Source organism: Sphingomonas gei (assembly GCF_004792685.1).
Classification (GTDB): Bacteria; Pseudomonadota; Alphaproteobacteria; order Sphingomonadales; family Sphingomonadaceae; genus Sphingomonas; species Sphingomonas gei.
Genome location: NZ_SRXT01000008.1, coordinates 146,962 through 170,709 on the forward strand (window position 1 = coordinate 146,962; position 23,748 = coordinate 170,709).

Genomic DNA, 23,748 nt, shown 5'->3' on the forward strand with positions numbered 1-23,748 from the left:
CTACCCCCCGGAATCAACGCCATGCGGACGCCGCGACCATCCGGGAGCCGGTGCCCGGTGCAGCCGTGCTTCCGGAATGCGTGCCCGAATCTTCGCCGCAAAGCCGCGCAGACACACTTCGCTCGCGCCGATCGGTCCCACGGTGTAGCTGCTCGACGCCATGCCCTGCTGGATGCGCTCGATGAGCCAGGTATCCTCGGCGTTGACGACGCGGTTGATGCGCCAGTTGGCGTAGCGCACCAATTTCATCTCCCGGCGGTCATCCGGCAGCGCGAATGCCATCTCACGCAGCACGCAATTGGTCGGCGACATCGGCAGCCATTGCATGAAGTCGATCTGGTCGGCGTAGAGGTCGAACGCCATGTTGGGCCAGAGCTTGTAGTAGAGCCAGCGTCGCTGGTTGGCCTCGGGCAAGTGATCGACGGGCGGCAGGTTGCGCTGGTAGAAGGCTTCCCAAGGATTGGCCGAGGGGCGATCGACCAAGGTGCCCGACATCTTGTCGACCCAGCCGGAAGCCTCGATCGCATAGCTTTTGCCGAACAACCGGGACAGTCCGCCATGCGCGACCGGAATGTGGAGATTGTCCGAATAATTGTCGCCGACATTCTTCCAGTTTACCGCGCGTTCACGCGTGCGGATATCGCCGATCCGGCGCATCTCCTCGAAGCGATAGGGCGCGATTTCGGCATCATAGGGTGCCATCATCCTGGCGACCGAGGGGCCGCCATCGTCCTCGAGCCGCACGAACACGAAACCCCGCCAGATCGAGACGTCGACCGGCACGAGACCGCTCGTGTCCATGTCGAGCGTCGGATAATCGCGCCGCATCGGCACGCCGGAGAGGCGGCCATCGAGTTCATAGGTCCAGGCGTGATACGGACAGACCAGCTTCTGCGCACAGCCCGCATCGCCCTCGACGATCCGCATCGCGCGATGGCGACAGACATTGTGAAAGGCGCGGATTGCCCCGTCGCGGCCGCGAAGCGCAACGATATTCTCGTCGAGATAGCGGATCGTCCGCCAGTCTCCGGCCTTCGCCAGATCGCTTTCGTGGCACAGGATCTGCCACGACGGTCGCAGGATGCGCGCGCGCTCGAGCTCGAGGAATTCGGCGTTGCCGTAGATCCAGCCGGGCAGCGACCAGTCTGCGTCTGGATCGACGCCGGGGCTGGGCATGGATGCGGCGAGGGTCGCCATGGCCGGGCTCCGCAATTGCTTGTTGAACGATCGTATAATAAGCTTGAGCGATGAGCAAGCCCGCCTTCAACCGGGTCGCGCCCGATGCCAGGCGTCTGTCGCTGATCGAGGCGACGGCGCGGGTGCTGGCGCGCGGCGGCGCGAACGGCGCCTCGGTGCGCGCTATCGCTACCGAGGCCGGCGTGTCACCCGGGCTCGTTGCGCACCATTTCGGCGGCGTCGATGCGCTGATCGCGGCCACGTATGCGCAGGTAAGCGAGCAGGTTTCGGCCGCACTCGATGCCGCGGTCGCCGCGGCCGGCGACGATCCGCAGGCGCGGCTCAATACCTATGTGGCGGCGAGCTTCGCGCCGCCGATTGCTGATCCTGCATTACTCGCGACCTGGACGGCGTTCTGGGGGCTGGTGGTCGCGCAGCCGGCAATCGCTGCGCTCCACGACGCGCAATATGCGGGCTATCGCGCCGAGCTGGAGAAATTGCTCACCGCCTGCGGGCTTGCTCCGGCTGCAACGCGGCGGGCCGCGATCGCAATCACCGCGCTGGTCGACGGGCTGTGGCTCGAGCTCTGCCTGTCGCCCGCGGCGCTTGACGCGGACGAAGCCCGCGCCATCACCGAGGCGCAGATCGCGGCGCTGGTTCGGTAATCGCCGCCACCGGCAGCATGACGACGAACCGCGAGCCGTGTTCGACGCAAGGCGTGAGCGTGATCGCGCCCTGCTCGGCCTGGAGCAGCGACACGGCGATGGCGAGGCCGAGACCGGTGCCCCCCACCGCGCGGCGCGTGGTGAAGAACGGCTCGAAGACGCGCTCGGCATCGGCGGGCACGATGCCGCCGCCATTGTCGCTCACCGACACTTCCAGCGCATCGCCGGTCCGGCTCAGCGCTATACTGACTTCGGTAGCGTCGGCCTGACGGGCATTCTCGATCAATGTCGTCAGCGCCATCTCGATCGTCGAGGCCTGGACCGCGACACGCGGCAGTGTGGGCGGTTCGGCGATCTGCACACGGAAGCCCGGGCCGTCATGCGCATCGGCGACGCGGCGGACGATGGCCAGCGCATCGACCGTGACGTCGGGATCGGGCTGCGCCATGTCGGCGCGGGCGAGATCGAGCAGCCGCGTGACGAGCTGCGACAGGCGTGCGGCGTCGGCCTTGATGTTACCAAGGAAACGCTCGCGCTCGGCGAGCGTCATCGTCGCGCCGTGATCCTCGAACAGCTCGATCGCGCCCGAGATGCCGGCGAGCGGGGTCTTGAACTCATGGCTCACCGAGGCAGCGAAATCGCGCAGATATCGCGAGCGTCGGTCGATCGCCGCTGCCATTGCGCGGAAATTCTCGAACAGTGCGCGGATTTCGATCGCCGCGGTGACCGGCGTTTCCGGCACCGCTCCCGTGCCTTTGGCGACGCCACGAGTCGCTTCGCCGAGCGCCTCGATCGGTCGGGCGATACCGCGCGACAATAGTCCGGTCAGCACCAGCAGCATCACGAAAATCAAACCGATCCCAAGCAGGATCTTGCCGCGATCCTCATAGAGCCCGCGAAACAGCGCGCGCGGTGAACGGGACAGCAACAGCGCGCCGACCACGCGCCCGTTGACGATGATCGGCCGGACGTGGTGAATCCGCAGCGACGAGGCGCGGCTGAGCCACTCGAAGGCATAACGCTGGCTATAGGCGCCGTTGGTGCGCAGCACCGTTCCCACTTTGCCCCGCAGCGCCGCGGCGACTTCAGGCAGTTGGGCATAGCTCCCGCCCGCTTCATGGCCGATCAGAATAATGCCGTTGCGGTCGATCAACTGGAGCGAGGCGAGCGTGGTGCGCGCCGTGGCGACGAGGATCGGCTGGAGTCGGCGCGCCATCGCGATCGCGTCGGGAGCGGGTTGACCAGTACGCGGCAGCGCGTGTGGGCGTTCCGGAAAGACGTGGGTAGTGCGCAGGTCGATGGTCGACGCTTCCGCGCGCCAGGAACGCGGGTCGGCGGCGCTGGCCTCTACATCAGGCCACTGCGCCTGCGCAGCTGCGGCGAGTGCCGCCCCCTGTGCGATCAACTCAGCCTCGGTTTGCCGGACCAACGTGTTTTCGTAGACACGCAAGAACAGCGCGCCCGCGCCGGGCAGCGCCGCCGTGAACAGCAAGGTCCCGAACAGAATCGTCCGCAGCTTGAGCGCCGGCCAGTGCCGCTTGACGCCTGCCTTCAGTGCAGCGATCACGCCGCCGCGCCTGTGCAGCTCCCGATACGATAGCCCACGCCGGCGCGCGTCTCGATCACGTCGGTGCCACCGACGCCGGCGAACTTGCCGCGCAGATTGCGGATATGGCTGTCGATCGTCCGATCCGTAACGGCGAAGCCGGGGCCGTGAAGCCGGTCGATGATCGCATCGCGGCTGAATACCTTGGCAGGCATCACCGCGAGCGTACGCAGGATCGAGAATTCGGTGACGGTGAGCGCGATCTCGGCGCCCGCCCAGGTCGCGCGCCAAGCATCGACATCGAGCGCCAGCCGGCCATGCTCGATCCGCCGTCCTTCGTCCGTCGCGGGCGGCTTCGCGCTCGCCCGCCGCAGGATCGCCATCGACCGCGCGACCACTTCGCGCGGAGAGAACGGCTTGACGACATAATCGTCGGCACCGAGCTCGATACCGAGCACCCGGTCGATCTCGTCGTCGCGCGACGACAGGAACAGTATCGGCAAGTCGCCGGCGGCGCGCAGCCGCCGGCACGTTTCGAGCCCATCCATCCTGGGCATGTTGATGTCGAGCACCACCAGATCGACGCGCTGCTTGTCAACCAGATCGAGCACCGCCTCGCCGTCACCGGCCTCGATCGTGTCGAGCCCGGCCTTGGCAAAGGCGAAGGCGAGCAACTGCCGGATGTGCGGGTCGTCGTCGGCGATCAGGATGGTGCGCGGCATGGGGCACATGATCATTGCGCAGCCTCGTTCGTCAATGCCGGCCGTGGCAGGATCTGCTCAGCGACCGAGGGCGCGGGCGTGGCGGGTTCGACCGGGGGCGCGGGCTCCGGCGCGGGCGGCGGCAGAAGCGCACCGTCGCAACCCCGGCCAGCCGGGCCTCGCGATGGCGATGCGGGCAGCTTGCCTGCGGCGAGCATCGAGCGAACCTGTCGCAGCCGGCGCGAATTCCGCCACGTCCATTCGCCCCCCGATTGCCCGTCGATCATCTCAACCAGCACTTCATGGCGGACCCAAGCGACACGCTCGGCGAAATCGGGCTTCAGATCGAGGCGCAATTCGAGCGCGACCAGCGAAGTCAACGCCGACGGGCCGAGCTCGCGGAGATAGCATAGATCGAGCGCCGCCCCCTTGCCTCCGACCTCTCGCGCATGGCGGATATTCCACGCCGCGGAAGTCGAGCCAAGATCTGCCATCGTGCATCCCAGCAGGACCAGCAACGCGGCACCGGCATTGGCGTTGATCAACCATGCCGCGCTGCGGCCGCGCAACATCCTCCAGACGATCAGTACCAGGCCGAGCGCCACGAGTGCCATCCAGATCAGGGCTGCAATGCGCAGACCGGTCAGCGAATAGACTTCGATATAATCGACAGTACGGAGGATGCTGGAAGCAACGAGAAATACGTTCTGCGCGATCCACAGCACTACCAACCGCCGGATCGCCGGAATTGCTGCCGTGGACGAGCCGGGGCGGAGCGCGACGAGAACGAACAGGCCGGCAAGCAGCGCCGTGACGATCAGGGGATAGGCGCCGCGATGGGCATAATCGGCCAGCGTCACCCCCTCGGGCAACGGCGCGCCGCTCCACAGAAAGGCGAGATCGAGGCCGTTCTGCACTGCGAACAGCACATTGAACATCAGCAAGGCAAGCAGCACCGATCCGGTCGAGACACCGGGAAGTAGCAACGGCGCACCGGTCGAGGGTGCGAACGTTGGAAGATTGACCCGGCGCGGGCGCAACGTCGCCCAGACCGTTGTTGCGATCATCACCCAGAATACGAACCGGCCGATCGCTTCATCGTCGAAGCGCGGCGCACCGATGCGGTAGAGCGCATCGCCGATCACCGGGTTCGCGCTGGCGAACAAAGCGAGGAACATTGCGCCGCCGATCAGCGGCAGCGGCAGCAGCGGGAGGATACGCTGCTTCGGCAAATTCCGGCCCAGCGGCCCGCGCAGCCGCAACATATCGTGCCAGGGGCCGACGAGGCTGGTGGTTCCGTGCAGGATCAGCCGGAGCACCCAGCGCCCGGCATGATCGAAGCCGGCACTGCGGGGCAGCAACACCATCATCGTCAGGCAGGTCCAGAACAGCACCATGGCGCACATTCCGGGCGCATCAAGCAGCGGCACCGCCAGCAGCAATGCCCCGGCGGCGGCCATCCAGCTGCGGCGGTCGCGCCAAACCGTCGGGGTCAGCGCCAGCGTCGCGGCCGTCCAAGCCAGCGCAAACAAGCCGAGCGTGGAGCCGACCCCCTTGGGCACCCAGAACAGCCAGTCCGCCAGCCCGACCAACGCGGCCGCTGCCACGGCCTTGGCGATGAAGCTCGATGATATTCGCGACCGCATGGAAAGCTCCCATTGTCTGGGTGCCTTCTCGCTCGGCGATGTGCCGATCGCGCGGTGGTCCTCGTCAGCCTATGGCGCGCTTCCCGTGCAGATCCGGTGCAGAGCTCAGTGGACCGAAGTTGCCGCTTCCCGCCGCAGGATCGGCGCACGCCCCGCGAGGAACGCGAACACGCACAAGGCCAGATAGCAGGCCGCAGGCACGATCAGCGCGAAGGCATAGCCGTTCCCGTCGGACACCGCGCCGACAAGCAGCGGCAGCAACGCGCCGCCGACGATCGCGGTGCAGAGCAGGCCCGACGTCGACTCCACCGTTCCCGTCGAGCGCTCGAGGGTCAGCGTGAAGATCACAGGGAACATGATCGAATTGAACAGACCGATCGACAGCGCGACGAAGCCCGCGGTCACCCCGCCGACGGCGAAGACGTAGAAGCACATCGCCGACGCGATCGCAGTGAACAACGCCAGCAGCAGATGCGCGCGGACCACCGCGAGCAGCCCCGAGCCGATCGCACGGCCGACCATCGCGCCGAGCCAATAGAGCGCGACTGCCTTGCCGGCTTCCTGCAGCGAAACCCCGGGCACCCCGTCGCTGCCCATCAGATAGCCGAGCACCGGCACGCCGAACGCCGCATCCGAATGCCCCCACACACTGTTGTCGTTGAGCAAAAGCGCCATCTGGGTGCCGATCGACACCTCTGCGCCGACATAAAGGAAGATCGCCAGACCGCCGAACAAGGCCCAGCGCGAGTTGAGCGCAGAGAACAGGCCGGCTGTGGAAGCGACCGGCGGAGCGGCGTCGGTAACCACACGGCGGCTGAGCCAGAAGAACAATGCCAGCGCCGCGATCAAGCCGCAGATCCACAGATAGGCCGAATCGATCCCGGCAAGCGCATTGGCGCGGACCGCGTCGGTGATCACCTCGCCCGTCTTGACCTCGACGCCCTTGAGAAACAGGTGCGCGCCGAGCAGCGGCCCGAGAAAGGTGCCGAACGAATTGAAGGTCTGGCTGAGCGTCAGGCGGAGGTGGCTGCGCCGCGGATCGCCGAGCGCGGCGGCGAGCGGATTGGCGGCGACCTGCAGAATGGTGATCCCGCTGGCGAGGATGAACAGCCCGAGCAGCACCAGGGTGAACACCGCGAGGTTGGCCGCGGCAAGCATCACCAGGCATCCGGCGATCATCAGCCCCAGGGCGATCAGGATCGTCGGGATCGATTTGGCACGCGACAGCAAGGCGGCCGCTGGAAAAGAGACGAGGCCGTAGGCGATGAAGAACGCAAACGCTGCGGCCTGCGCCTGCAGATTGGTCAGCGTGAAGATCCCCTTCACCGACGCGACCAGCGGGTCGATCAGCGAGGTGATGAACCCCCAGGCGAAGAACAATGTCGTCACCGCGGCGAATGCCAGCGTGGTGCTCCGGGAGCTCGATCGCGCCAAGGCCTTATCCTTCCTGATGCCGCGAGCGCCGCTTCGTGCCCGCATTTCTTATGTTTGATTGGCTAATTCGCACGGCTTTGCCCAATTGGCGAGTCATGCCGCGTCCACCGCGGCTGCGGCCAGTGCAATCGAGCCGAGCGGCCCCGCCATGTCGCCGAGCGCAGGTTCGGTCACGTAATGCCCGCCCTCGGGCATCTGCATATAGCCGTTGAGGCTTTCGAGCAGCCGTTGCTCTATCCGCCCGAGAAGATGCGGCTGGGCAGTGAGCACCCCGCCGCCGATCGCGATCCGCCGCGGTGCCGCGCCGCAGACCAGCGCATGCGCCATCGCCGCGATATAGCCGACGATCGGTTCCCAGACCGGATCGTCCTCGGCGAGTTCGCGGACCGTGCGGCCGGCAAGGCGCGACACCAGGGCCGAACCCGAGGCCAGGCCCTCGACGCAATCATCGTGAAAACTGCAGACGCTGGGATAGGTGTCCGAAGCGAGGCGCGGTACGCGCATATGACCCCATTCGCCATGTGCGAACCCGCGGGTCGGCCGGCCATGCACGACCAGCCCGACGCCGACGCCGGTGCCGATCGTGACATAAGCGAAGTCGTCCATTCCCTTTCCGCAGCCCCAGGCGATCTCGGCCAGTGCCGCGCCGTTGACGTCGGTGTCGAAGCCGACCGGAACGTCGAAGGGCGCCGAGAGCACGCCGCGGACATCGGTTCCCGGCCAGCGCGGCTTGTTGGTCGCCAGGATCTGGCCGTAGCGCGGCGAGCGCGGGTCGAGTTCGATCGGGCCGAACGAAGCGATTCCGAGCGCAGCAAACCCGACTCCCTGGTGCCATTCGTGCAGCACCTCGAGCAACGCCGGGAGCGTCTCTGCGGGGCTGGTGGTCGGGACGGTGCGCTGGTCGAGCACGTGATCGGGCCCGAAGGCGAGCGTGCACACGCATTTGGTGCCGCCCAGCTCGACGCCCGCAAAGGGCCGTTCGCCCGCCGCCGCGCCGTCCGATACGCCTACTCCGCCGGACGACGGCAAACCGTTGGACATTCCCCCTCCATTCGCGGCTATTGTCCGCCTGAGAATCCTTGGGCTTGTACAGCCCGTCGACCGCATTAATAATCCAAATTTCATAATTCAATGGCCGAGGAGAGGATTGCGATGAGTGCAACCAACGCCAAGCTGAACCCATCGGCGATTATCGCCGCCAGCCTCGCCGGGCTTTTGTTCGGATTCGACACCGCGGTGATCGCGGGCGTGACCGATGCACTGCGCGGCACGTTCGCGCTTTCGCCGGCACAGCTCGGGGCCGCGGTATCGGCTGCGTTGATCGGGACGTTGGTCGGCGCGCTCGGCGCGGGCGGCCCCGGCGACAGGTATGGCAGCCGCAATATCCTGCTGTGGATCGCCGTCGCCTATATCGTTTCGGCGCTCGGCTCGGCGCTGAGCAGTGGCCTCGCCATGCTGGTCGCCTTCCGCTTTCTCGGTGGGCTGGCAATCGGAGGGTCGTCGGTGCTGGCGCCGGTGTACATCGCCGAAGTCAGCCCTCCCGCGCGCCGCGGCATGCTCGTCGGCTTCTTCCAGCTGAGTATCGTGCTCGGCATCCTTGGCGCCTATGTCAGCAATTTCGTGATCGGGCAGGCCACTGACGGCGAACTGGCATGGCGGCTGAAGCTGGGCGTCGCCGCGGCGCCTGCGATTCTCTTTCTGGTCCTGATGCTGCGGGTGCCGCAAAGTCCGCGCTGGCTTTTTCATCGCGGACGGACCGGCGAGGCGAAGGAGGCGCTCGAGACGCTATCGATGGGCGATCCCGATACGCTGTTCGCCCAATTCGCCCAAGGCGCCACCGCGCCGGGCGACGCCAGACTGCGCTGGAGCGTGCACCGCCGCCCGATCCTGCTCGCAATTGGGCTCGCCATGTTCAACCAGCTCTCGGGCATCAACGCGATCCTCTATTATCTCGGCGACATCTTCGCCGCGGCGGGCTTCGACACCGTCTCCGCCGACTTGCAGGCGGTGGCGATCGGCGTGGCCAACCTCGCCGCGACTTTGCTCGGCATGGCGATCATCGACCGGGTCGGCCGCAAACCGTTGCTGCTCGTCGGCGCGTTCGGCACCGCTGCCGCGCTCGCCGCCGTCGCGCTCATCTATTCGACCGGGCAGGGGCAGGCATTGCTGCTCCCCGCGCTGATCGGCTTCATCCTGTTCTTCGCCATCTCGCAAGGCGCCGTCATCTGGGTCTACCTGTCCGAGATATTCCCGACCGCAGTCCGGGCTCGCGGCCAGTCGCTGGGCAGCGCGACACATTGGGGGATGAATGCGCTGATCGCTTTTGGCTTTCCCGTCGTGGCGCAATATACCCAGGCACTGCCATTCTGGCTGTTCGCCGGCGCGATGCTGGTGCAGGCTGGCGTGATCTGGCGCTACTTCCCCGAAACCCGCGGGGTTGCGCTGGAGACGATGGAACGGACAGTCGAGGGCCGAGAATGACACGCTTGAAGATGATTGATAGCGCTACCGCATGACGGCCACGACGACCCGCACCCGCCCCCGCCTTTCCGGCACCAATCTCGAGCGCGCCGCCGACCACAACCAGCGCGTGACGCTTCACGCGATTCGCGTGCTCGGGCCGCTTACCCGCGTCGAGCTCGCCGGGATCACCGGTCTGACCGGACCCGCGATCGCCAACATCACCAAGCGGCTGCTTCAGGACGGGCTCATCGACGAAGCCGGGCAGCGCCGCGGCGGCCGCGGTCAGCCGCCGACCAAGCTCGTGGTGCGGCCCGATGCGTGTTACTCGATCGGCGTCAATATCGACCGCGATCATATCACGATCGTGCTCGTCGACTTCTCGGGCGAGACGCTGATGCGCGTCTCCGAGGAAGTCGACTTCGCGCTGCCCGATCACGTCCGCGGACTGTATCGGCGCTCGATCAAGAACATGCTGCGCAAGGCCAAGGTGGATATCGCCAAGGTCGTCGGGCTCGGGATCGCGATCCCCGACGATCTCGGGCTGGTCGACCTGCCGGGGCGGCCCGCCGACTATGCGACCTGGGACAGCGTCAACATCGCCGAGCTGTTCCGCGAGCCGCTCAATTTGCCCACCTTCGTCGAGAACGACGCTGCTGCCGCGGCGATGGGCGAGATGCAATTGGGGCTCGGGCATACCAACAACAGCTTCTTCTACATCCTGATCTCGTCGGGTCTCGGCGGCGGGCTGGTCGTCGACGGCTCCTATCTGCGCGGTGCCGACGGACGCAGCGGCGAGCTGGGCTTCATGCGGGCCGCCGATGGCGCGGCGCCCGGCGAGCAGGTCCAGCAGATGGTCTCGCTGTCGGGGCTGGCACGGCATCTCGAGCAGAACGGCTGCAGCCTCGACGACGTGATGGGCGACGCCGATCCGGACGCGGCGGCCAAGGCCTGCGTCGCCGCCTGGCTCGAAGACGCAGCGCTGCGGCTCACTGTGCCGCTCGACGCGATCAACTGCCTGATCAACCCCGCCGCGGTGCTGGTCGGTGGACGGCTGCCGACCGCGTTGCTCGAACGGCTGGCCGAGCGCGCCAACGAACTGATGCAGGAGCGTGCGGGAATGCTCCCGACGGTGGCGCCGGTGATACGCGCGGCATTGTCCGAAGACGCCCCCGCGGTCGGCGCGGCGATCCTGCCGTTCAGCCATTTCCTGCTGCCCAAACAGGCGGCCTTGTGGAAGGCTTCCGCTTGACCCGACGCCCAACCAAAGGGTTGGCGAGTTCGGCGGCCCAACCTTTTGGTTGGCTGAGAAAAGCACGGATTTACGTGGGTCTTGCCGTTTAGAGGGCCGAGTCAACTTTCGGTCGCTTGACTCGTTTGCGCATGTGCGAGTCAATCGGTGGATCGATATGCGGGGTGCTGCGCGCTTGCCCATGCGGCGAACGAAAGCAGAACATTTCCTACATTTCCAGCATTATTCCCTGTCCCTCGGGAGACGGAGATTGCTACACCGGCACCCGCCCGAACGAGGGCGGGCGATCGGCTTTGGCGGTGCCGAAGCGGGAGGGCTTGCTGCCCATCTCGAACACCAGTTCACCGCCCTTCGCCAGATCGGCATGGCTGATCCAGTTGCGTGTCCACGGCTTGCCGTTCCAGCGCACCGACTGGACATAGGGTGCATTCGGCGCGTTGCCCTTGGCGACGACGCGCAGAGTCTTTCCCTGCCCCAGCCGGACCTCGGCGCGGTCGAACAAGGGTGCGCCGAAAACATAGACTGCGCTCACCGGATCGACCGGATAGAAGCCCAATGCGCTCAGCACGAACCAGGCGCTCATCTGGCCGCAATCGTCGTTGCCGATCTCGCCGTCGGGATCGGATTTGTACATTTCATCGCATAGCCGGCGGACCATCGCCTGCGTCTTCCACGGAGCGCCGGCAAAGGCATAGAGATAGGCGACGTGGTGGTTGGGTTCGTTGCCATGCGCATATTGGCCGACCAGCCCCGAAATGTCGGGCGGCGCATTTTCGGGCAGCGTCGATGGCGCGTTGAACAACGCGTCGAGCTGCTTCTCGAACGCCGCGTCGCCGCCGAAATGCTCGATCAGGCCGTGGACGTCGTGCTGGTTGAGGAAGGTCGCCTGCCAGCCATTGGCCTCGGTATAGTCGCGATGCTTCTTGGGCTCGTGGCCGATCTGGATCGGGTCGTAATCCGCCCACCATTCGCCGTCCGAGAATTTGGGCTTGGCGAAGCGGGTTTTGGCGTCGAGCACATTGCGGTAATTCCGGCTACGCTGGCGCAGCGTCTCGGCATCGTCCTTTGCGCCTGCCGCGTCGGCGAGCACCGCCATTGCCCAATCGTCATAGGCATATTCCTGGGTGCGGCTGACCGATTCCCAGATCTTGTCGGCGGGGATGTAGCCGAGATCGTAATAATAGCAGCGGCCGAGCGAGCCGTCGCTGTCCTTGAAGGTGCGATCGAAGGCGCGGCGACGGATATTGGGCCAAGCGGCGGCATAATCCGCCTTGATGCCCTTGGCATGCGCTTCGGCGAGCACCGAGACCGAATGCCAGCCGATCATGCAGCCGGTCTCGACGCCCTGGAGCTGCCAGACCGGCGGCCCATAGGGGCTCTGCTGGGTCTGGCGGACGAGGTCGCGGGTGAACATCGCCGCGCGCTCGGGCTGCACGAGGGTGAGCAGCGGATGGAGCGCGCGATACGTATCCCATAGCGAATAGGTGCTGAATGCGGGCGTGTCAGCGGGCGCTTGATGCACTTGCCGGTCCATCCCGACATAGCGTCCGTCGCGATCGGTGAAGAGCGTCGGCGCGAGGAAGCAATGATACAGCGCGCTCGCCATGATCGTGCGCTGAGCCGGCGTGCCGCCCTCGACGCGGACGCGATCGAGTTCCTTCGCCCAGGCGCGGCGCGCGGCGGTGGCGGTTTTGTCGAAATCCCAGCCGGAAGCCTCGGCAGCGAGCGCCGCCTTCGCGCCGGCGACGTCGACTGCCGAAATGCCGGTCTTGATCAGGATCGGCGCGCCGCCCGCCTCGTCGAAGAAGAGCGCGGCCTTGAGCTTGTTGCCGGTGACGCCCCTGGCACCCGCGGGCTTATTGTCGTCGCCAAAGAATTCGACGCGGCTCGGCTTGCGCGAGAGCTGCAGCGCGAAATGGATCTGGCGGCCCTTGGCCCAGCGATGCACCCGGCGGCTGCCGGTGAGCACGCCGTTCGCATCGATCGCCAGCGATGCCTGGTCGACGATCGTTCCCTTGTCCCACACGTCGAGGATCATGTGGGCGAAGTCGATCAGAATGTGGCCGGCCCCCTTGGGGAAATGATAGCGGTGCAGCCCGGTGCGCTCGGTCACGGTCAGCTCGGCGAGCACCCCGGATTCCAGCTTGACGCGGTAGTAACCGGGCTCGGCATGTTCTTCGGAGAAGCGCTGACGATAGCCCGTATCGGGATCGTCGAGCTTGCCCGGATCGAGCTCCAGCGGCCCGCGCGTCGGCACCACCAGCACGTCGAGCATGTCGCCGATGCCGGTGCCCGAGAGATGGGTGTGCGAGAAGCCCATGATCGAGCCGTCGGTGCGGTGATAGCCCGAGCACGCGTCCCAGCGGCTATTGTCGGTGTCGGGGCCGAGCTGGACCATCCCGAACGGCAGCGACGGCCCGGGAAAGGTGTGGCCATGCCCGCCGGTGCCGATGAACAGGTCAGGCTTGGTTGCTGCGGGCCGGGCCTGCGTACCCGCGAGCGATGGCGCGGCAGTGCCCAGCGCGGCGATCCCGGTTCCGGCGAGCAGCTGGCGGCGATTGGCAGTGAGCATGGGTATCAGATCCGGCTGGAAAGCAGCGAAGGCTTGCGCTTGGCGATGTCGAGGATCAGCTCGCCAAACAATCCGTTGGTCCAGGCGAACCATTTCCGCGTGAAGTTGCTCGGATCGTCCTTGTGGAAGCTCTCGTGCATGAAGCCGGTACCGGCATGCGTCGCCTTGAGCCAGCGCAGGCATTGGAGGATCGTGGCGTCGTCGTCGCTGTTGCGGGCGTGGACGATGATCGACATCGGCCAGATCATGTCCATCCCGACATGCGGCCCGCCAATGCCTTCGCCCGCGCTGCCCTGGAAGAAATAGGGGTTGCGCTTGCTCCAGGCGAGCGCGGCGGTGCGACGGAACAGCGGGTCGTCGCGATCGACCGCGCCGAGCAACGCCAGCCCGCACAGGCTCGGCACATTGGCGTCGTCCATGAAGATCGCATTGCCGAAGCCGTCGACTTCGAACGCCCAGACCTCGCCGCCCTGCCCGTCCGACATCTTGCCATGCGCGTTCAACGCTGCTTCGACCTCGGCAGCGAGCGCCAGGCAGTCCTGCGCCGCTTCGGCATCGCCGCGCGCCTCCTGATGCACCTGTGCGACATGGCGCAGCGCCGATACCGCAAACAGGTTCGACGGGATCAGGAACGGCAATACCGTCGAATCGTCCGACGGACGGAACATCGAATGGATCAGCCCGACCTTCGCGGTCGGCGCGCCATAGCCGCCGAGCATCAGCGTCTCGGTCGGCGACTTGTCGACGCGCTGGAAGTGATAGGGCCCGGGCCCGTCCTTGCGCTGCTGCTCGCGGAAGGTCGCGACGACGCGCTTGGCGCCCTGCGACCAGAGATCGTCGAACGGCGCCTTGTCGCGGGTCGCGGTCCAATAGCCGTGCGCGAGGCGCAGCGTGTAGCAAAGCGAATCGACTTCCCATTTACGCTCGGCGACGCCCGGCTTCATGTCGGTCTTGTCGGTCTGCGACCATTCGAGATCGGTCTTCTTCGACAGGTCTTCCATGAAGGCGTTGGCATAGGAATCGAGCAGGATGCAGCGCGCCTGGCGCTGGATCAGCCCATGGAACAGCCGCCGCAATTCGGCGTCCTTGGGCGCCAGATGGACATAGGTCTGCAGCTGCGCCGAACTGTCGCGCAACCAGAGCGCATTGATGTCGCCGGTGATGACCACCGCGTCGGGCTTGCCGTCGAAGGTGCCGAACTGGGCGACCGTGGTGTCGAGCGTGTTCGGATAGCAATTCTCGAACAGCCACGCGATCTCGGGATCGGCGATCTTGGCCTTGACTGCCTTGATCTCGGCCTCGACCGCCTTGCTGACGAAGCGCCGCGCGCCGGGCGCCGGACGCTTCGAGACGAAGCTGTCCGCTGCCAGCGCGCGCGCCGGCAGCGATGCCGCCGCGGCCAGTGCGCCGGCGCCGGCAATCAGTTCACGACGGTTCATTTACGCTCTCCGGGGGCACTCATCGAGAAGGGCGCGCTGGCCTTGTCGGCGCCCCATTGCTTGTTGGGCGTCGGCCCCATCACGAAACGCAACGTCCCGCCTGCCTGCAGCGCCTCGCGGGTTAGCCAGGTCTTGTCGTGCTTCGTGCCATTGAACGTCACCGATTGGATGTAGACGTTCTGTGCGTTGTTGTTGACGCCCTCGATCGTCAGGACCTTACCCGTCGGCATGGTGACCCGGACTTTTTCGAACAGCGGGCTGCCGATCGCATACTCACCGACGGTCGGCGTCACCGGATAGAAGCCGAGCGCCGAGAACACGTACCAGGCCGAGGTCTGGCCATTATCCTCGTCGCCGGGATAGCCGTCGGGGGTCGCGGAATAGAGCTTGGTCATCACGTCGCGGGCGTGCTTCTGGGTCTTCCACGGCTGGCCGGCCCAGTCGTAGAGATAGATCATGTGCTGGATCGGCTGGTTGCCATGGGCGTATTGCCCCATGTTGACCACCTGCATCTCGCGCGTCTCATGGATCACCGAGCCGTAATAGCTGTTCTCGAACAAGGGCGGCAGCGTGAAGATCGAGTCGAGCCGGTCGACGAACTTCTTGTCGCCGCCCATCTGGTCGATGAGCCCCTGAACGTCCTGCATCACCGACCAGCTGTAATGCATCGAATTGCCTTCGGTGAAGGCATCGCCCCACGCATAGGGATTGAACGGCTTCATCCAGCTGCCGTCCTTGTTGCGCCCGCGCATCCAGCCCGATTCGGGATCGTAGAGCTTGCGGTAATTCTGCGCCTGCGCAGCGTATTTCTTGGCATCCTCGGTCTTGCCGAGCGCCGCGGCGAGCCGCGACAGCGAGAAGTCCGCGGTGGCATATTCGAGCGTGCGCGCGGCACTCTCGTTGATCCCGACATCATAGGGAACATAGCCGAGCTGGTTGTAGAACTCGACGCCCTCCCGGCCCACTGCGCCGACGACGTTGCCGCGCTTGTCCTTCGGGCGCCCCTCGGAGGTGGTCGCATTCTTGACCATCGCTTCGTAGAGCGTCTCGACATCGAAGCCGCGCACGCCATTCAGATAGGCGTCGGCGATCAGATTGGCCGAGTTCGAACCAATCATCACGTCGCGGTGGCCGGGGCTCGCCCATTCGGGGAGCCAGCCCGATTCCTTATAGGTGTTGACCAGCCCTTGCATGATCTGGCTGTCGACTTCGGGATAGACCAGGGCGAACCACGGGAACACCGCCCGCCACGTGTCCCAGAAGCCGTTGTCGGTGAACAGCGGTCCATCATGGACCTTGCCGTCATAGGGGCTGTAATGGACGGTCTTCCCCGATGCGTCGATCTCGTGGAACATCCGCGGGAATTGCAGCATGCGGTACAGCGCCGAATAGAAGACCCGGCGGTTGTCGATGTTGGGATCGCTGACCTCGACCTTCCGGAACTCGTGTTCCCATGCCGCCTTGGCCTTGGCCTCGGTCGCGTCATAGCTGTCGCGGCCGATTTCGCGCGCCAGGTTACGCTCGGCCTGGTCGAGGCTGATGAACGACGACGCGACCTTGACGCCGACCTGCTCGCCATCGCGGGTCTTGAAGCTGACCACCGCTCCGGCGCGGCCATCCTCGCGAGTCAGCGCGGCGCTCAACTGGCCGTTGCTGTCCCAGGTGCGGGTGACATCGAAGTCCTTGTCGAACTCCGCGACGAAATAGTTGCGGAAATTGTCGGGCACGCCGCCGTGATTGTTGCTGACATAGCCGGTGATCCGCCGCCGCGCGGGATCGACCTTGACCATCGCTCCGCCATTCTGGCCGTCGAGGATGATATGCGCGTCGTCGCTCTTCGGGAAGGTGAAGCGGAACTGCGCGGCGCGATTGGTCGGCGCGACTTCGGCGGTCACGTCGTAATCGGCGAGATAGACCTTGTACTTGTACGGCCGCGCTTCCTCGGCCTTGTGGCTGAACCAGCTCGCGCGCTCGTCCTGGCCGATCTTGAGCGCACCGGTCTCGGCGAACAATGCGAAGACCGCGTAGTCGTTCATCCACGGGCTCGGCTGATGCGTCTGCTTGATGCCGTTGATCTTCTCGGCATCGTAGGTGTAGCCCCAGCCATCGCCCATCTTGCCGGTGACCGGGGTCCAGAAGTTCATCCCCCACGGCACCGCGACCGCCGGATAGGTGTTGCCATAGGAGAGCCCGTGGCTCGAATCGGTGCCCATCAGCGGGTTGGCGAGATCGACCAACGCTTCCCGCTGCGCGGTCTGGGCGGCGGCGACCGGCACGAACGAGGGGAGGCAAAGCCCGGTGGTCGCGAGGAGGGCAACGGCGCAGCGCAGCGATCGAGCGAAGATCTTCAAAACAATTCTCTCCCTGAATAGCTGTTCCCCGGCGAAGGCCGGGGTCCAGTTGCGGCGGCGTAGAGATGGCAGCCCGTCATTTCATGTAACTTCGAGAATGGGCCCCGGCCTTCGCCGGGGAACAGCTGGGACAAGTGAGAGACGACCTTCATCGAGTTCGACGGAGCGGATGCGGCGCGACACCTTCGTTGGTCATCACCACCGGCTTTATCGTGCCATCGGCAGCGAATACCAGCCGATCGAGCGCCAGTTCGCGATGCTCGCCGCGCTCCTCGCCCAGCGGGCGGCGGTGATAGGCGATCACCCATTCGTCGGTGCCGGGGACCTGGACCACCGAATGGTGCCCTGCCCCGCGCGCGATCTTGAAATCCTGCTGCAGGATCTTGCCCATCGGCTTGAACGGTCCGACCGGGCTCGGCCCCATTGCGTAGGCGACGCTGTAATCGGGGCCGGTCCAGCCGCCCTCGGACCACATCAGGTAATAGACGCCCTTGCGCTGGATCAGGAACGAGCCCTCGACATAGCCGGGGGGCGTGATTTCCTTGAACAGCGATCCGTCGGCATGCGGCACGACCGATTTGAGGTCCTTGCTCAGCCGGACCACGTTGCAATGCTGCCAGCCGCCATAATAGAGATAGACCTGTCCGTCCTTGTCGCGGAAGGCGAACGGGTCGATCGGCTGCGCGCCGTTGTGGAACTTGCCGACCAGCGGCTTGCCGATCGCATCCTTGAACGGCCCGCCGGGCCTGTCTGACACCGCCAGCCCGATGCCGCCGAGCTCGCCATCCTTCTGGATGTCGTTGGCGCTGAAGAACATGTAATATTTGCCGTTCGCCTCGATCACCGATGGCGCCCAGATCGCGAAGGCGGCCCAGGCGGCGTTCTTCACGTCGAAGACGTGGGGGTGCTTGGTCCAATGGACGAGGTCGGGCGAGGAGAAGGCGTTGAAGAAGGTCTGGATGCCGTAGGACGGCCGCACCATCTTCTGCTTGCGCAATTCGATCTGCGCCGGCGTGAAGCCAGGGGAGAAATCAGGCGTCGCGCCATGATCGGAATAGGTCGGATAGATCCAGTAGCGCCCGCCGAATACGTGGATCTCGGGATCGGCGTACCAGCCGGCTATGATCGGATTGGGCGCAGGCGCCGAGCCCGCAAGGAGCAGTGCCGCCGCGGTGGCGAGGCCAGTGAGTATCTTGCGCTTCATGCCGCCTGATCCAACGATAATATTGCGCCGGTATGGCCGGCTTGTCGCACGAAATCCCCTTTTGCAGAAAGGTGGAGGTGACCCGCGAGCGAGTCACCTCCTTAGGAGCCTTGGGGGCTTATCGTGCGTGCGTCAGCAGGGCCGACACGTCAGAACTTGTACGAGATGCCGAGATAGGCACGGCGACCCGAATAGACGTTCGCGGTGAAGCGATCCTTCGTGTCGTTGCCCAGATGCTGGCGCTGTTCGGACTTGGTCAGGTTGATGACCGAGCCGGTGATCTGGAAGTTCTCGAACACGTCGAGCGCCGCGTTGAGATCGACCTGCTCGTACGGATCGTCATAGAGGTTGATGCCCGAGGATAGTCCGCGCACGACCTCGCCGCGGCGATTGTACGAAGCGCGCACCAGGATCGGGCCATGCTCGTAGAAGATCGAGGCGTTGACCTGGGTCTTCGCGCTGCCGACCAGCGCCGATTCACCCAGCTTGGTACCGTTCAGCTCGACGGCGGCCTGCGAGGTGTCGTTATAAGTGAAGTTCACCTGCGCGCCGAGGCCGAAGTCCAGCGTATGCTGGGCATAGACTTCGACACCCTGCGACACAGCACTCGTGCCATTGGCCTGAGTCGAATATTGCTGGACCGTCACGGTTTCGCCGGCGACCTCCTGCGGCAAGTCGATCACGACCGGAACGATGAAGTTCGACACGTCCTTGCGAAACAGCGTGAAGCCCAGCACCGAGCCGCGATTGAAATACCATTCCGCCCCGACGTCATACTGCCATGCGCTGAACGGCTTCAGGTCGAAATTGCCGCCGTCGCCGAACCAGCCGGCCCGCGCGCCGAACTCCGCGCGATCGAACACGAACGCGTCCGAGTTGAACGTCAGACCGCGCGAGCCCGCCAGATCGCCATAGCCCGGCCGCGCGATGACCTTCGACGCCGCCGCACGCAGCAGCAGGTTCGGCATCACGTCCCACGAGATGTTGAAGCTCGGCAGGAAGTCCGTGTAGCTCTTGCTCTCCGAATTGGGGCTGAATACGCGGTCCTGGCGATCCGCTTCCGGGATCACCGTGCAATTGCCGTCGGCGCCCACGGGCTTGTTCGGGTCGAACGGACCAAGGGGCCCGTTCACGCAATAGTCGTTCTCGTAGGTGATGCGGTCGGTCGACGTGCCGTCCTGCTTGGTATTGACCACGCGGACGCCGATATTGCCGCGGACATTGTCCATCTTGAAGTTCGCCTGGGCATAGCCGGCCCAGATCTTCTCCTGGATGTTGTACACGTTCTGCGGCTCGGGAACGCGAACCGGACCGCTATAGGTCTTGTTCAGATAGCTGATATAGTTCTGGATGTTGATCGCCGGGAAAGCCGTCGTCTGGAACCCGCCGGCGATGTTGCCGAGCGAAGTCGGGTAGAAGATCTCCGGCAATGCCAAGGCGCCGCCCGGCGTATCCTGGAAGCGCCGCGTGTTGGCAGCGTCCGAATACCATTCGAACTTACCGGTCTCGCGATGGATGCGGCCGTCACGCCATTTCGCACCGACCTGGATCGAATCGATGAACGACGCATCGAAACTCCGGGTCACGTCCACCTGCGCGTAGCGCTGGGAGAGCGTGCTGTTGGTGAAGCCCGAACCGGTCGAACCGAGATCGATCTGGGCGACGCCGTTCAGCATGTTCTGGATCACGTTGGGCGAGAATGCCATCGCGATCGACTGATCGGTGAAGTTCCACTGGCTGAGCGCATTGCCGTTGACGGTGCCGTTGCGCGGCTTGGCCTGGGCGTAGAATTGGAACGACGGACCGCCCTTGGCCTTGGTCTTGCCGAATACGAAATCGACGTTGAGGTGGCCGAGTTCCCAATTGCCGCGCACGTCATAGGTGTTGGAGACGCTCTTCTCGCGGACATAGGTGTCCTGCGGCGCGGGGGTTTCCATCGTGCAGAAGGTCACCCGGCAGCCGGTGCCTTCGGGCGGAACCGTGAAGGTCGCGCCGGTCATGATCGTGCCGCTCTTGTCGAACGTCGCGTCCGAGAAGAACCGGCCGAAGCCCCATTCGGGAACCTTGATCGTGCTGCGCGTATAATCGCCGTTGAGCTGGAACCGGAAATAGTTCGCGGTGATCTCGAGATTGTCGAACGGCTTGGCCTGCATCGTCGCCTGGATGCCGAGGCGCTTGCGCTTCTGGTCGGTGATCGTCTCGGCGACCGACTGGGGCGCCCAATAGCCGCTGTACCGCTTGCCGCCCAGAGTGGTCTGGCCGGCATTGTCGCCATTGTCCCAATAGTCGATCGCGGAATCATTGGCATAGGGGTTGCCGTTGACGTCGGTCGCGGGGTCGGCGGTTTTGCTGTCGGTCCACCACTGCCAGCTGTCGGCGGAGGCGCTGAGCGAGCGATTGGTGCGCACCTGATAGGTGCCGCCGACCAGGAAGCCGAGCGTCTTGTCTTCGTTGTGCCACGAGACCAGCCCCGTGACGTTGGGCTCGACCTTTTTGGTGACGTCCGAATAGGTGCCTTCGGCCGAGACGCTGCCCGACCAGGGCTTGAGGTCGAACGGCTTGCGCGTGCGGTTGATGATGACGCCGCCCACGCCGCCTTCGTCGAGCCGCGCTTCGGGCGACTTGAACACTTCGACGCTGCCGATCAGCGCCGAGGGCAGCAGCAGGTAATTGAACGAGCGCGATGGGTCGTCGCTGCCGTCGGCGGAGGCGATGAAGTTGCCGTTGAGTTCGGTCAGCGTCAGGTCGGAGCTGAGGCCGCGAATGCTGACCTTGCTGCCTTCGCCGCCGTCGCGCTCGATGATGACCCCGGGGACGCGCTGGAGCGAATCCGCGACGTTCTTGTCGGGGAACTTGCCGACATCCTCGGCGGTGATCACGTCCACGAAGGCATTGGCCTGGCGTTTCTGCGACAGGCTCTCTTCGATCGAAGCGCGATAGCCGGTGACGACGATGTCCTGGCCCTCGGCCGCATCATCGGCCTGGGTGGGTTCGGCCTGTGCCGTTCCGGCGCCCTGCGTCCCCGCCGCGTCCTGCGCATGTGCCGTCCCGCAGAGTGCGACGAGCACGCTTGCCGACACCATCAGGTCGCGTGCGAACCGCCTGCGCGAAGCACCACCCTGCTCGTTATGCTGAAATTTCATGTCCCTCTTCTCCTCCCTTTGCCGCGACGTCCTCGCCTCCGGCATGTTGTCGACTCTGCGGCGACTGCCGCGACCAACTTTCCCGAACACAGAATATTAAAAGCAATTTGTCAATTGGATCGGGTCAGTTTGTGTTTCGCCCCCGACGACCTGCCTGGCGAGGTCGTCCGCAAGCGTTGAAATGCACTGCAATTAAGGTGACGGCGGTATTGAGGCCGGGGTCTCCGCCGTTTGCCAAAGCGGCTTGGCCATCGCGGCGAATGCTTCGGCCGGCGCCTTGGAAACGGCGCGGTCATAGGTCAGCAGGCCGTTGATCTCGCCTTCGACATCGGTGGTCTGGGTATAGACCGAGGCGCTCAGCCCATGAACCTTGGCCTGTCGGACGACTTCCTCGAACTTGCGGCGATAGCGCGCGAGATAATCGGTCGAGTCCTTCGCGACCTGGTAACTCCAGTTGCGCTTGCCGGCGCGCCATAGATGCCCCTCGATCGGGCGCCCTACCCCGCCATATTCGCCGATCACGATCGCGCGCTCGCTCTGCCGGCCCGGCACCTTGGGCACGTCCTCATACGTGTGGATGTCGAAGACGTCGGAGTCGCGCGACGCGACGTCGATCCAGCCGCTGTCCGAATTGACCAGCCGGCTCGGGTCGATGCCTTTGACGAAGCGCGTCAGCGTGGCGGAATCGTACTGCCCCCAGCCCTCGTTGTTGACCACCCACATCACGATCGACGGGAAGGCGCGCAGGTCGCCGATCATCTGCGAGAGCTCGGCCTGCTGGTCGCTCATCACGTCGGACGACAGCACCGCCTGGCTCTGGCTGGTGCCGGCGACGAACTGGTCCTCGCCGCCGCCCGAGGGCATGTCCTGCCAGATCAGCATGCCCAGATGGTCGGCATCGTAATAATAGCGCGCCGGTTCGATCTTGATGTGCTTGCGCACCATGTTGAACCCGGCCTTTTTGAGGAACTCGAGGTCGTAGCGCATCGCCTCTTCGGAAGGCGGGGTGAGCAGGCCGTCGGGCCACCAGCCCTGATCGAGCGTGCCGTTCTGGAAATAGGGCTTGTTGTTGAGCAGCAGCATCGGCTGGCCGGCGACCGTCCCCGGGCCGACCGAGATCTTGCGCATCGCGAAATAGGCTTTGACCGTGTCGCGCGGCGCTCCCGCGACTTGCGCGGCGGCATAGGTGTCGCTTTCGCCGCGGGTGAAGCGTGCATCATAGGCCGCGCGGTCGCGCTCGGCCTTGCCGGCATAGGGGTCCTTCACCGTCACCAATTCAGCGACGAGATCGTAGAGGAACGGGTCCTCGGGCGACCAGAGATGCGCGCCGGGCACCGCGATGCTGGCGTGCCGGTTGGCGCGGATGATCGTCGAGGCGATCGTCTGCCCGCCCGAGCGCACGCTGAGCCGCACCGCATCGGTGTCGTTCGCCCAGGCGCTGAGCGCAACATCGACTTCGACCCTGCCGGTGTCGATATTGGGCGTCGCGCGGACATCGGCGATGTGGAGCTTCGACACCGGCTCGAGCCACACTGTCTGCCAGATCCCGCTCGACGCGGTGTACCAGATGCCGTCGGGCTCGAGGATCTGCTTGCCGCGCGGCTGGCTGCCGGCGCTGGTCGGATCGGCGACCTGGACGACGACTTCGTTGGTGCCGGACTTGAGCGCCGTAGTGATGTCGATTCCGAAGCTGTCCGATCCGCCCTTGTGCGCGCCGACCACCGCGCCGTTGACCCAGATCACGGCCTCGTAATCGACCGCGCCGAAATTGAGCCTGACATTCTGCCCCGCCCAGTCGGCAGGCACGGTGAAGGTGCGGCGATACCAGATGCGATCCTCGGGCAGCACTTTCCGCGCGACGCCCGACAGCCGCGACTCGACCGGGTACGGCACGAGGATCTTGCCCTGCATCGCCTGCGGCTGCGGCGTGCCGGCCTTGACGATCGCATAGTCCCACAGGCCGTTGAGGTTGAGCCACTTGTCGCGCTGGAGCTGCGGGCGCGGATAGCTGCGCCACGCATTTTCCGGAGTCACCGCCTTGCCCCAACGCGTCGTGATCGCGCCGGTATAGACCGTATCGACGGGCGCCTGCTGGGCCAAGGCCGCAGCAGGAAGCCAGGCCAGCGCGGAAGCGAGGAGTATCGTGCGCATCAATCTTC

Annotated in this window: 15 protein-coding genes; 3 read left to right on the forward strand and 12 right to left on the reverse strand. The window is 65.2% G+C overall.

What is annotated here, in order from left to right:
* Window positions 1–1,197 carry an aromatic ring-hydroxylating oxygenase subunit alpha gene (locus tag E5A73_RS19395; RefSeq protein WP_135965496.1) on the reverse strand — a complete coding sequence of 399 codons (1,197 nt, stop codon included), beginning with the start codon at window positions 1,195–1,197 and terminating at the stop codon, window positions 1–3.
* A gap of 50 nt (window positions 1,198–1,247) precedes the next feature.
* Between E5A73_RS19395 and E5A73_RS19400 the strand changes: the two genes are divergently transcribed.
* The gene (locus tag E5A73_RS19400) at window positions 1,248–1,841 is read left to right on the forward strand and encodes a TetR family transcriptional regulator C-terminal domain-containing protein (RefSeq protein ID WP_135965497.1); all 594 of its coding nucleotides are present in this window, start codon (window positions 1,248–1,250) and stop codon (window positions 1,839–1,841) included.
* On the opposite strand, the gene E5A73_RS19405 is transcribed toward E5A73_RS19400, so the two are convergent.
* The 5 genes from E5A73_RS19405 to E5A73_RS19425 form a co-directional block, all read right to left on the reverse strand.
* Window positions 1,807–3,408, reverse strand: a complete 1,602-nt coding sequence (locus tag E5A73_RS19405) for a sensor histidine kinase (RefSeq protein ID WP_135965498.1) — start codon at window positions 3,406–3,408, stop codon at window positions 1,807–1,809. The genes E5A73_RS19400 and E5A73_RS19405 overlap by 35 nt on opposite strands.
* Window positions 3,405–4,109, reverse strand: a complete 705-nt coding sequence (locus E5A73_RS19410; protein ID WP_240700285.1) for a response regulator transcription factor — start codon at window positions 4,107–4,109, stop codon at window positions 3,405–3,407. The genes E5A73_RS19405 and E5A73_RS19410 overlap by 4 nt, the downstream gene beginning before the upstream one ends.
* 11 nt (window positions 4,110–4,120) lie before the next feature.
* Entirely contained in the window at window positions 4,121–5,734 is a 1,614-nt protein-coding gene (locus tag E5A73_RS19415) for a DUF4153 domain-containing protein (RefSeq protein ID WP_135965499.1), read from the reverse strand.
* Window positions 5,735–5,839: 105 nt separating this feature from the next.
* The gene (locus E5A73_RS19420) at window positions 5,840–7,168 is read right to left on the reverse strand and encodes a sugar MFS transporter (protein WP_135965500.1); all 1,329 of its coding nucleotides are present in this window, start codon (window positions 7,166–7,168) and stop codon (window positions 5,840–5,842) included.
* A gap of 93 nt (window positions 7,169–7,261) precedes the next feature.
* Window positions 7,262–8,209, reverse strand: a complete 948-nt coding sequence (locus tag E5A73_RS19425; protein WP_135965501.1) for an ROK family protein — start codon at window positions 8,207–8,209, stop codon at window positions 7,262–7,264.
* A 111-nt stretch (window positions 8,210–8,320) separates the two neighbouring features.
* Between E5A73_RS19425 and E5A73_RS19430 the strand changes: the two genes are divergently transcribed.
* Window positions 8,321–9,649 (forward strand): sugar porter family MFS transporter, encoded by a 1,329-nt coding sequence (locus E5A73_RS19430; RefSeq protein WP_206366549.1) that lies wholly within the window; start codon window positions 8,321–8,323, stop codon window positions 9,647–9,649.
* Window positions 9,650–9,680: 31 nt separating this feature from the next.
* On the forward strand, window positions 9,681–10,880 hold the full coding sequence (locus tag E5A73_RS19435; protein WP_135965502.1) for an ROK family transcriptional regulator: 1,200 nt from the start codon (window positions 9,681–9,683) through the stop codon (window positions 10,878–10,880).
* A 253-nt stretch (window positions 10,881–11,133) separates the two neighbouring features.
* Here the strand turns inward: E5A73_RS19435 and E5A73_RS19440 are convergent, their stop codons facing one another.
* The 6 genes from E5A73_RS19440 to E5A73_RS19465 all read right to left on the reverse strand — a co-directional run bounded on the left by E5A73_RS19440 (window position 11,134) and on the right by E5A73_RS19465 (window position 23,740).
* On the reverse strand, window positions 11,134–13,452 hold the full coding sequence (locus tag E5A73_RS19440; protein WP_135965503.1) for a GH92 family glycosyl hydrolase: 2,319 nt from the start codon (window positions 13,450–13,452) through the stop codon (window positions 11,134–11,136).
* Window positions 13,453–13,457: 5 nt separating this feature from the next.
* Window positions 13,458–14,891, reverse strand: a complete 1,434-nt coding sequence (locus E5A73_RS19445) for a glycoside hydrolase family 125 protein (protein WP_135965504.1) — start codon at window positions 14,889–14,891, stop codon at window positions 13,458–13,460.
* Window positions 14,888–17,242 carry a GH92 family glycosyl hydrolase gene (locus E5A73_RS19450; protein ID WP_135965505.1) on the reverse strand — a complete coding sequence of 785 codons (2,355 nt, stop codon included), beginning with the start codon at window positions 17,240–17,242 and terminating at the stop codon, window positions 14,888–14,890. The genes E5A73_RS19445 and E5A73_RS19450 overlap by 4 nt, the downstream gene beginning before the upstream one ends.
* A gap of 148 nt (window positions 17,243–17,390) precedes the next feature.
* Window positions 17,391–18,446 carry a glycoside hydrolase family 43 protein gene (locus E5A73_RS19455; protein ID WP_135965506.1) on the reverse strand — a complete coding sequence of 352 codons (1,056 nt, stop codon included), beginning with the start codon at window positions 18,444–18,446 and terminating at the stop codon, window positions 17,391–17,393.
* 149 nt (window positions 18,447–18,595) lie between these two features.
* Window positions 18,596–21,589, reverse strand: a complete 2,994-nt coding sequence (locus tag E5A73_RS19460; RefSeq protein ID WP_135965507.1) for a TonB-dependent receptor — start codon at window positions 21,587–21,589, stop codon at window positions 18,596–18,598.
* Window positions 21,590–21,781: 192 nt separating this feature from the next.
* Window positions 21,782–23,740 carry a glycoside hydrolase family 2 protein gene (locus E5A73_RS19465; RefSeq protein ID WP_240700286.1) on the reverse strand — a complete coding sequence of 653 codons (1,959 nt, stop codon included), beginning with the start codon at window positions 23,738–23,740 and terminating at the stop codon, window positions 21,782–21,784.
* Between the last annotated feature and the right edge of the window lie 8 nt (window positions 23,741–23,748).

Coding starts and splice junctions, on each gene's coding strand:
- E5A73_RS19395 (WP_135965496.1), bottom strand. CDS start 1,197: ATGGCGACCCTCGCCGCATCCATGCCCAGCCCCGGCGTCGATCCAGAC.
- E5A73_RS19400 (WP_135965497.1), top strand. CDS start 1,248: ATGAGCAAGCCCGCCTTCAACCGGGTCGCGCCCGATGCCAGGCGTCTG.
- E5A73_RS19410 (WP_240700285.1), bottom strand. CDS start 4,109: ATGCCGCGCACCATCCTGATCGCCGACGACGACCCGCACATCCGGCAG.
- E5A73_RS19415 (WP_135965499.1), bottom strand. CDS start 5,734: ATGCGGTCGCGAATATCATCGAGCTTCATCGCCAAGGCCGTGGCAGCG.
- E5A73_RS19425 (WP_135965501.1), bottom strand. CDS start 8,209: ATGTCCAACGGTTTGCCGTCGTCCGGCGGAGTAGGCGTATCGGACGGC.
- E5A73_RS19430 (WP_206366549.1), top strand. CDS start 8,321: ATGAGTGCAACCAACGCCAAGCTGAACCCATCGGCGATTATCGCCGCC.
- E5A73_RS19435 (WP_135965502.1), top strand. CDS start 9,681: ATGACGGCCACGACGACCCGCACCCGCCCCCGCCTTTCCGGCACCAAT.
- E5A73_RS19440 (WP_135965503.1), bottom strand. CDS start 13,452: ATGCTCACTGCCAATCGCCGCCAGCTGCTCGCCGGAACCGGGATCGCC.
- E5A73_RS19445 (WP_135965504.1), bottom strand. CDS start 14,891: ATGAACCGTCGTGAACTGATTGCCGGCGCCGGCGCACTGGCCGCGGCG.
- E5A73_RS19455 (WP_135965506.1), bottom strand. CDS start 18,446: ATGAAGCGCAAGATACTCACTGGCCTCGCCACCGCGGCGGCACTGCTC.
- E5A73_RS19460 (WP_135965507.1), bottom strand. CDS start 21,589: ATGAAATTTCAGCATAACGAGCAGGGTGGTGCTTCGCGCAGGCGGTTC.
- E5A73_RS19465 (WP_240700286.1), bottom strand. CDS start 23,740: ATGCGCACGATACTCCTCGCTTCCGCGCTGGCCTGGCTTCCTGCTGCG.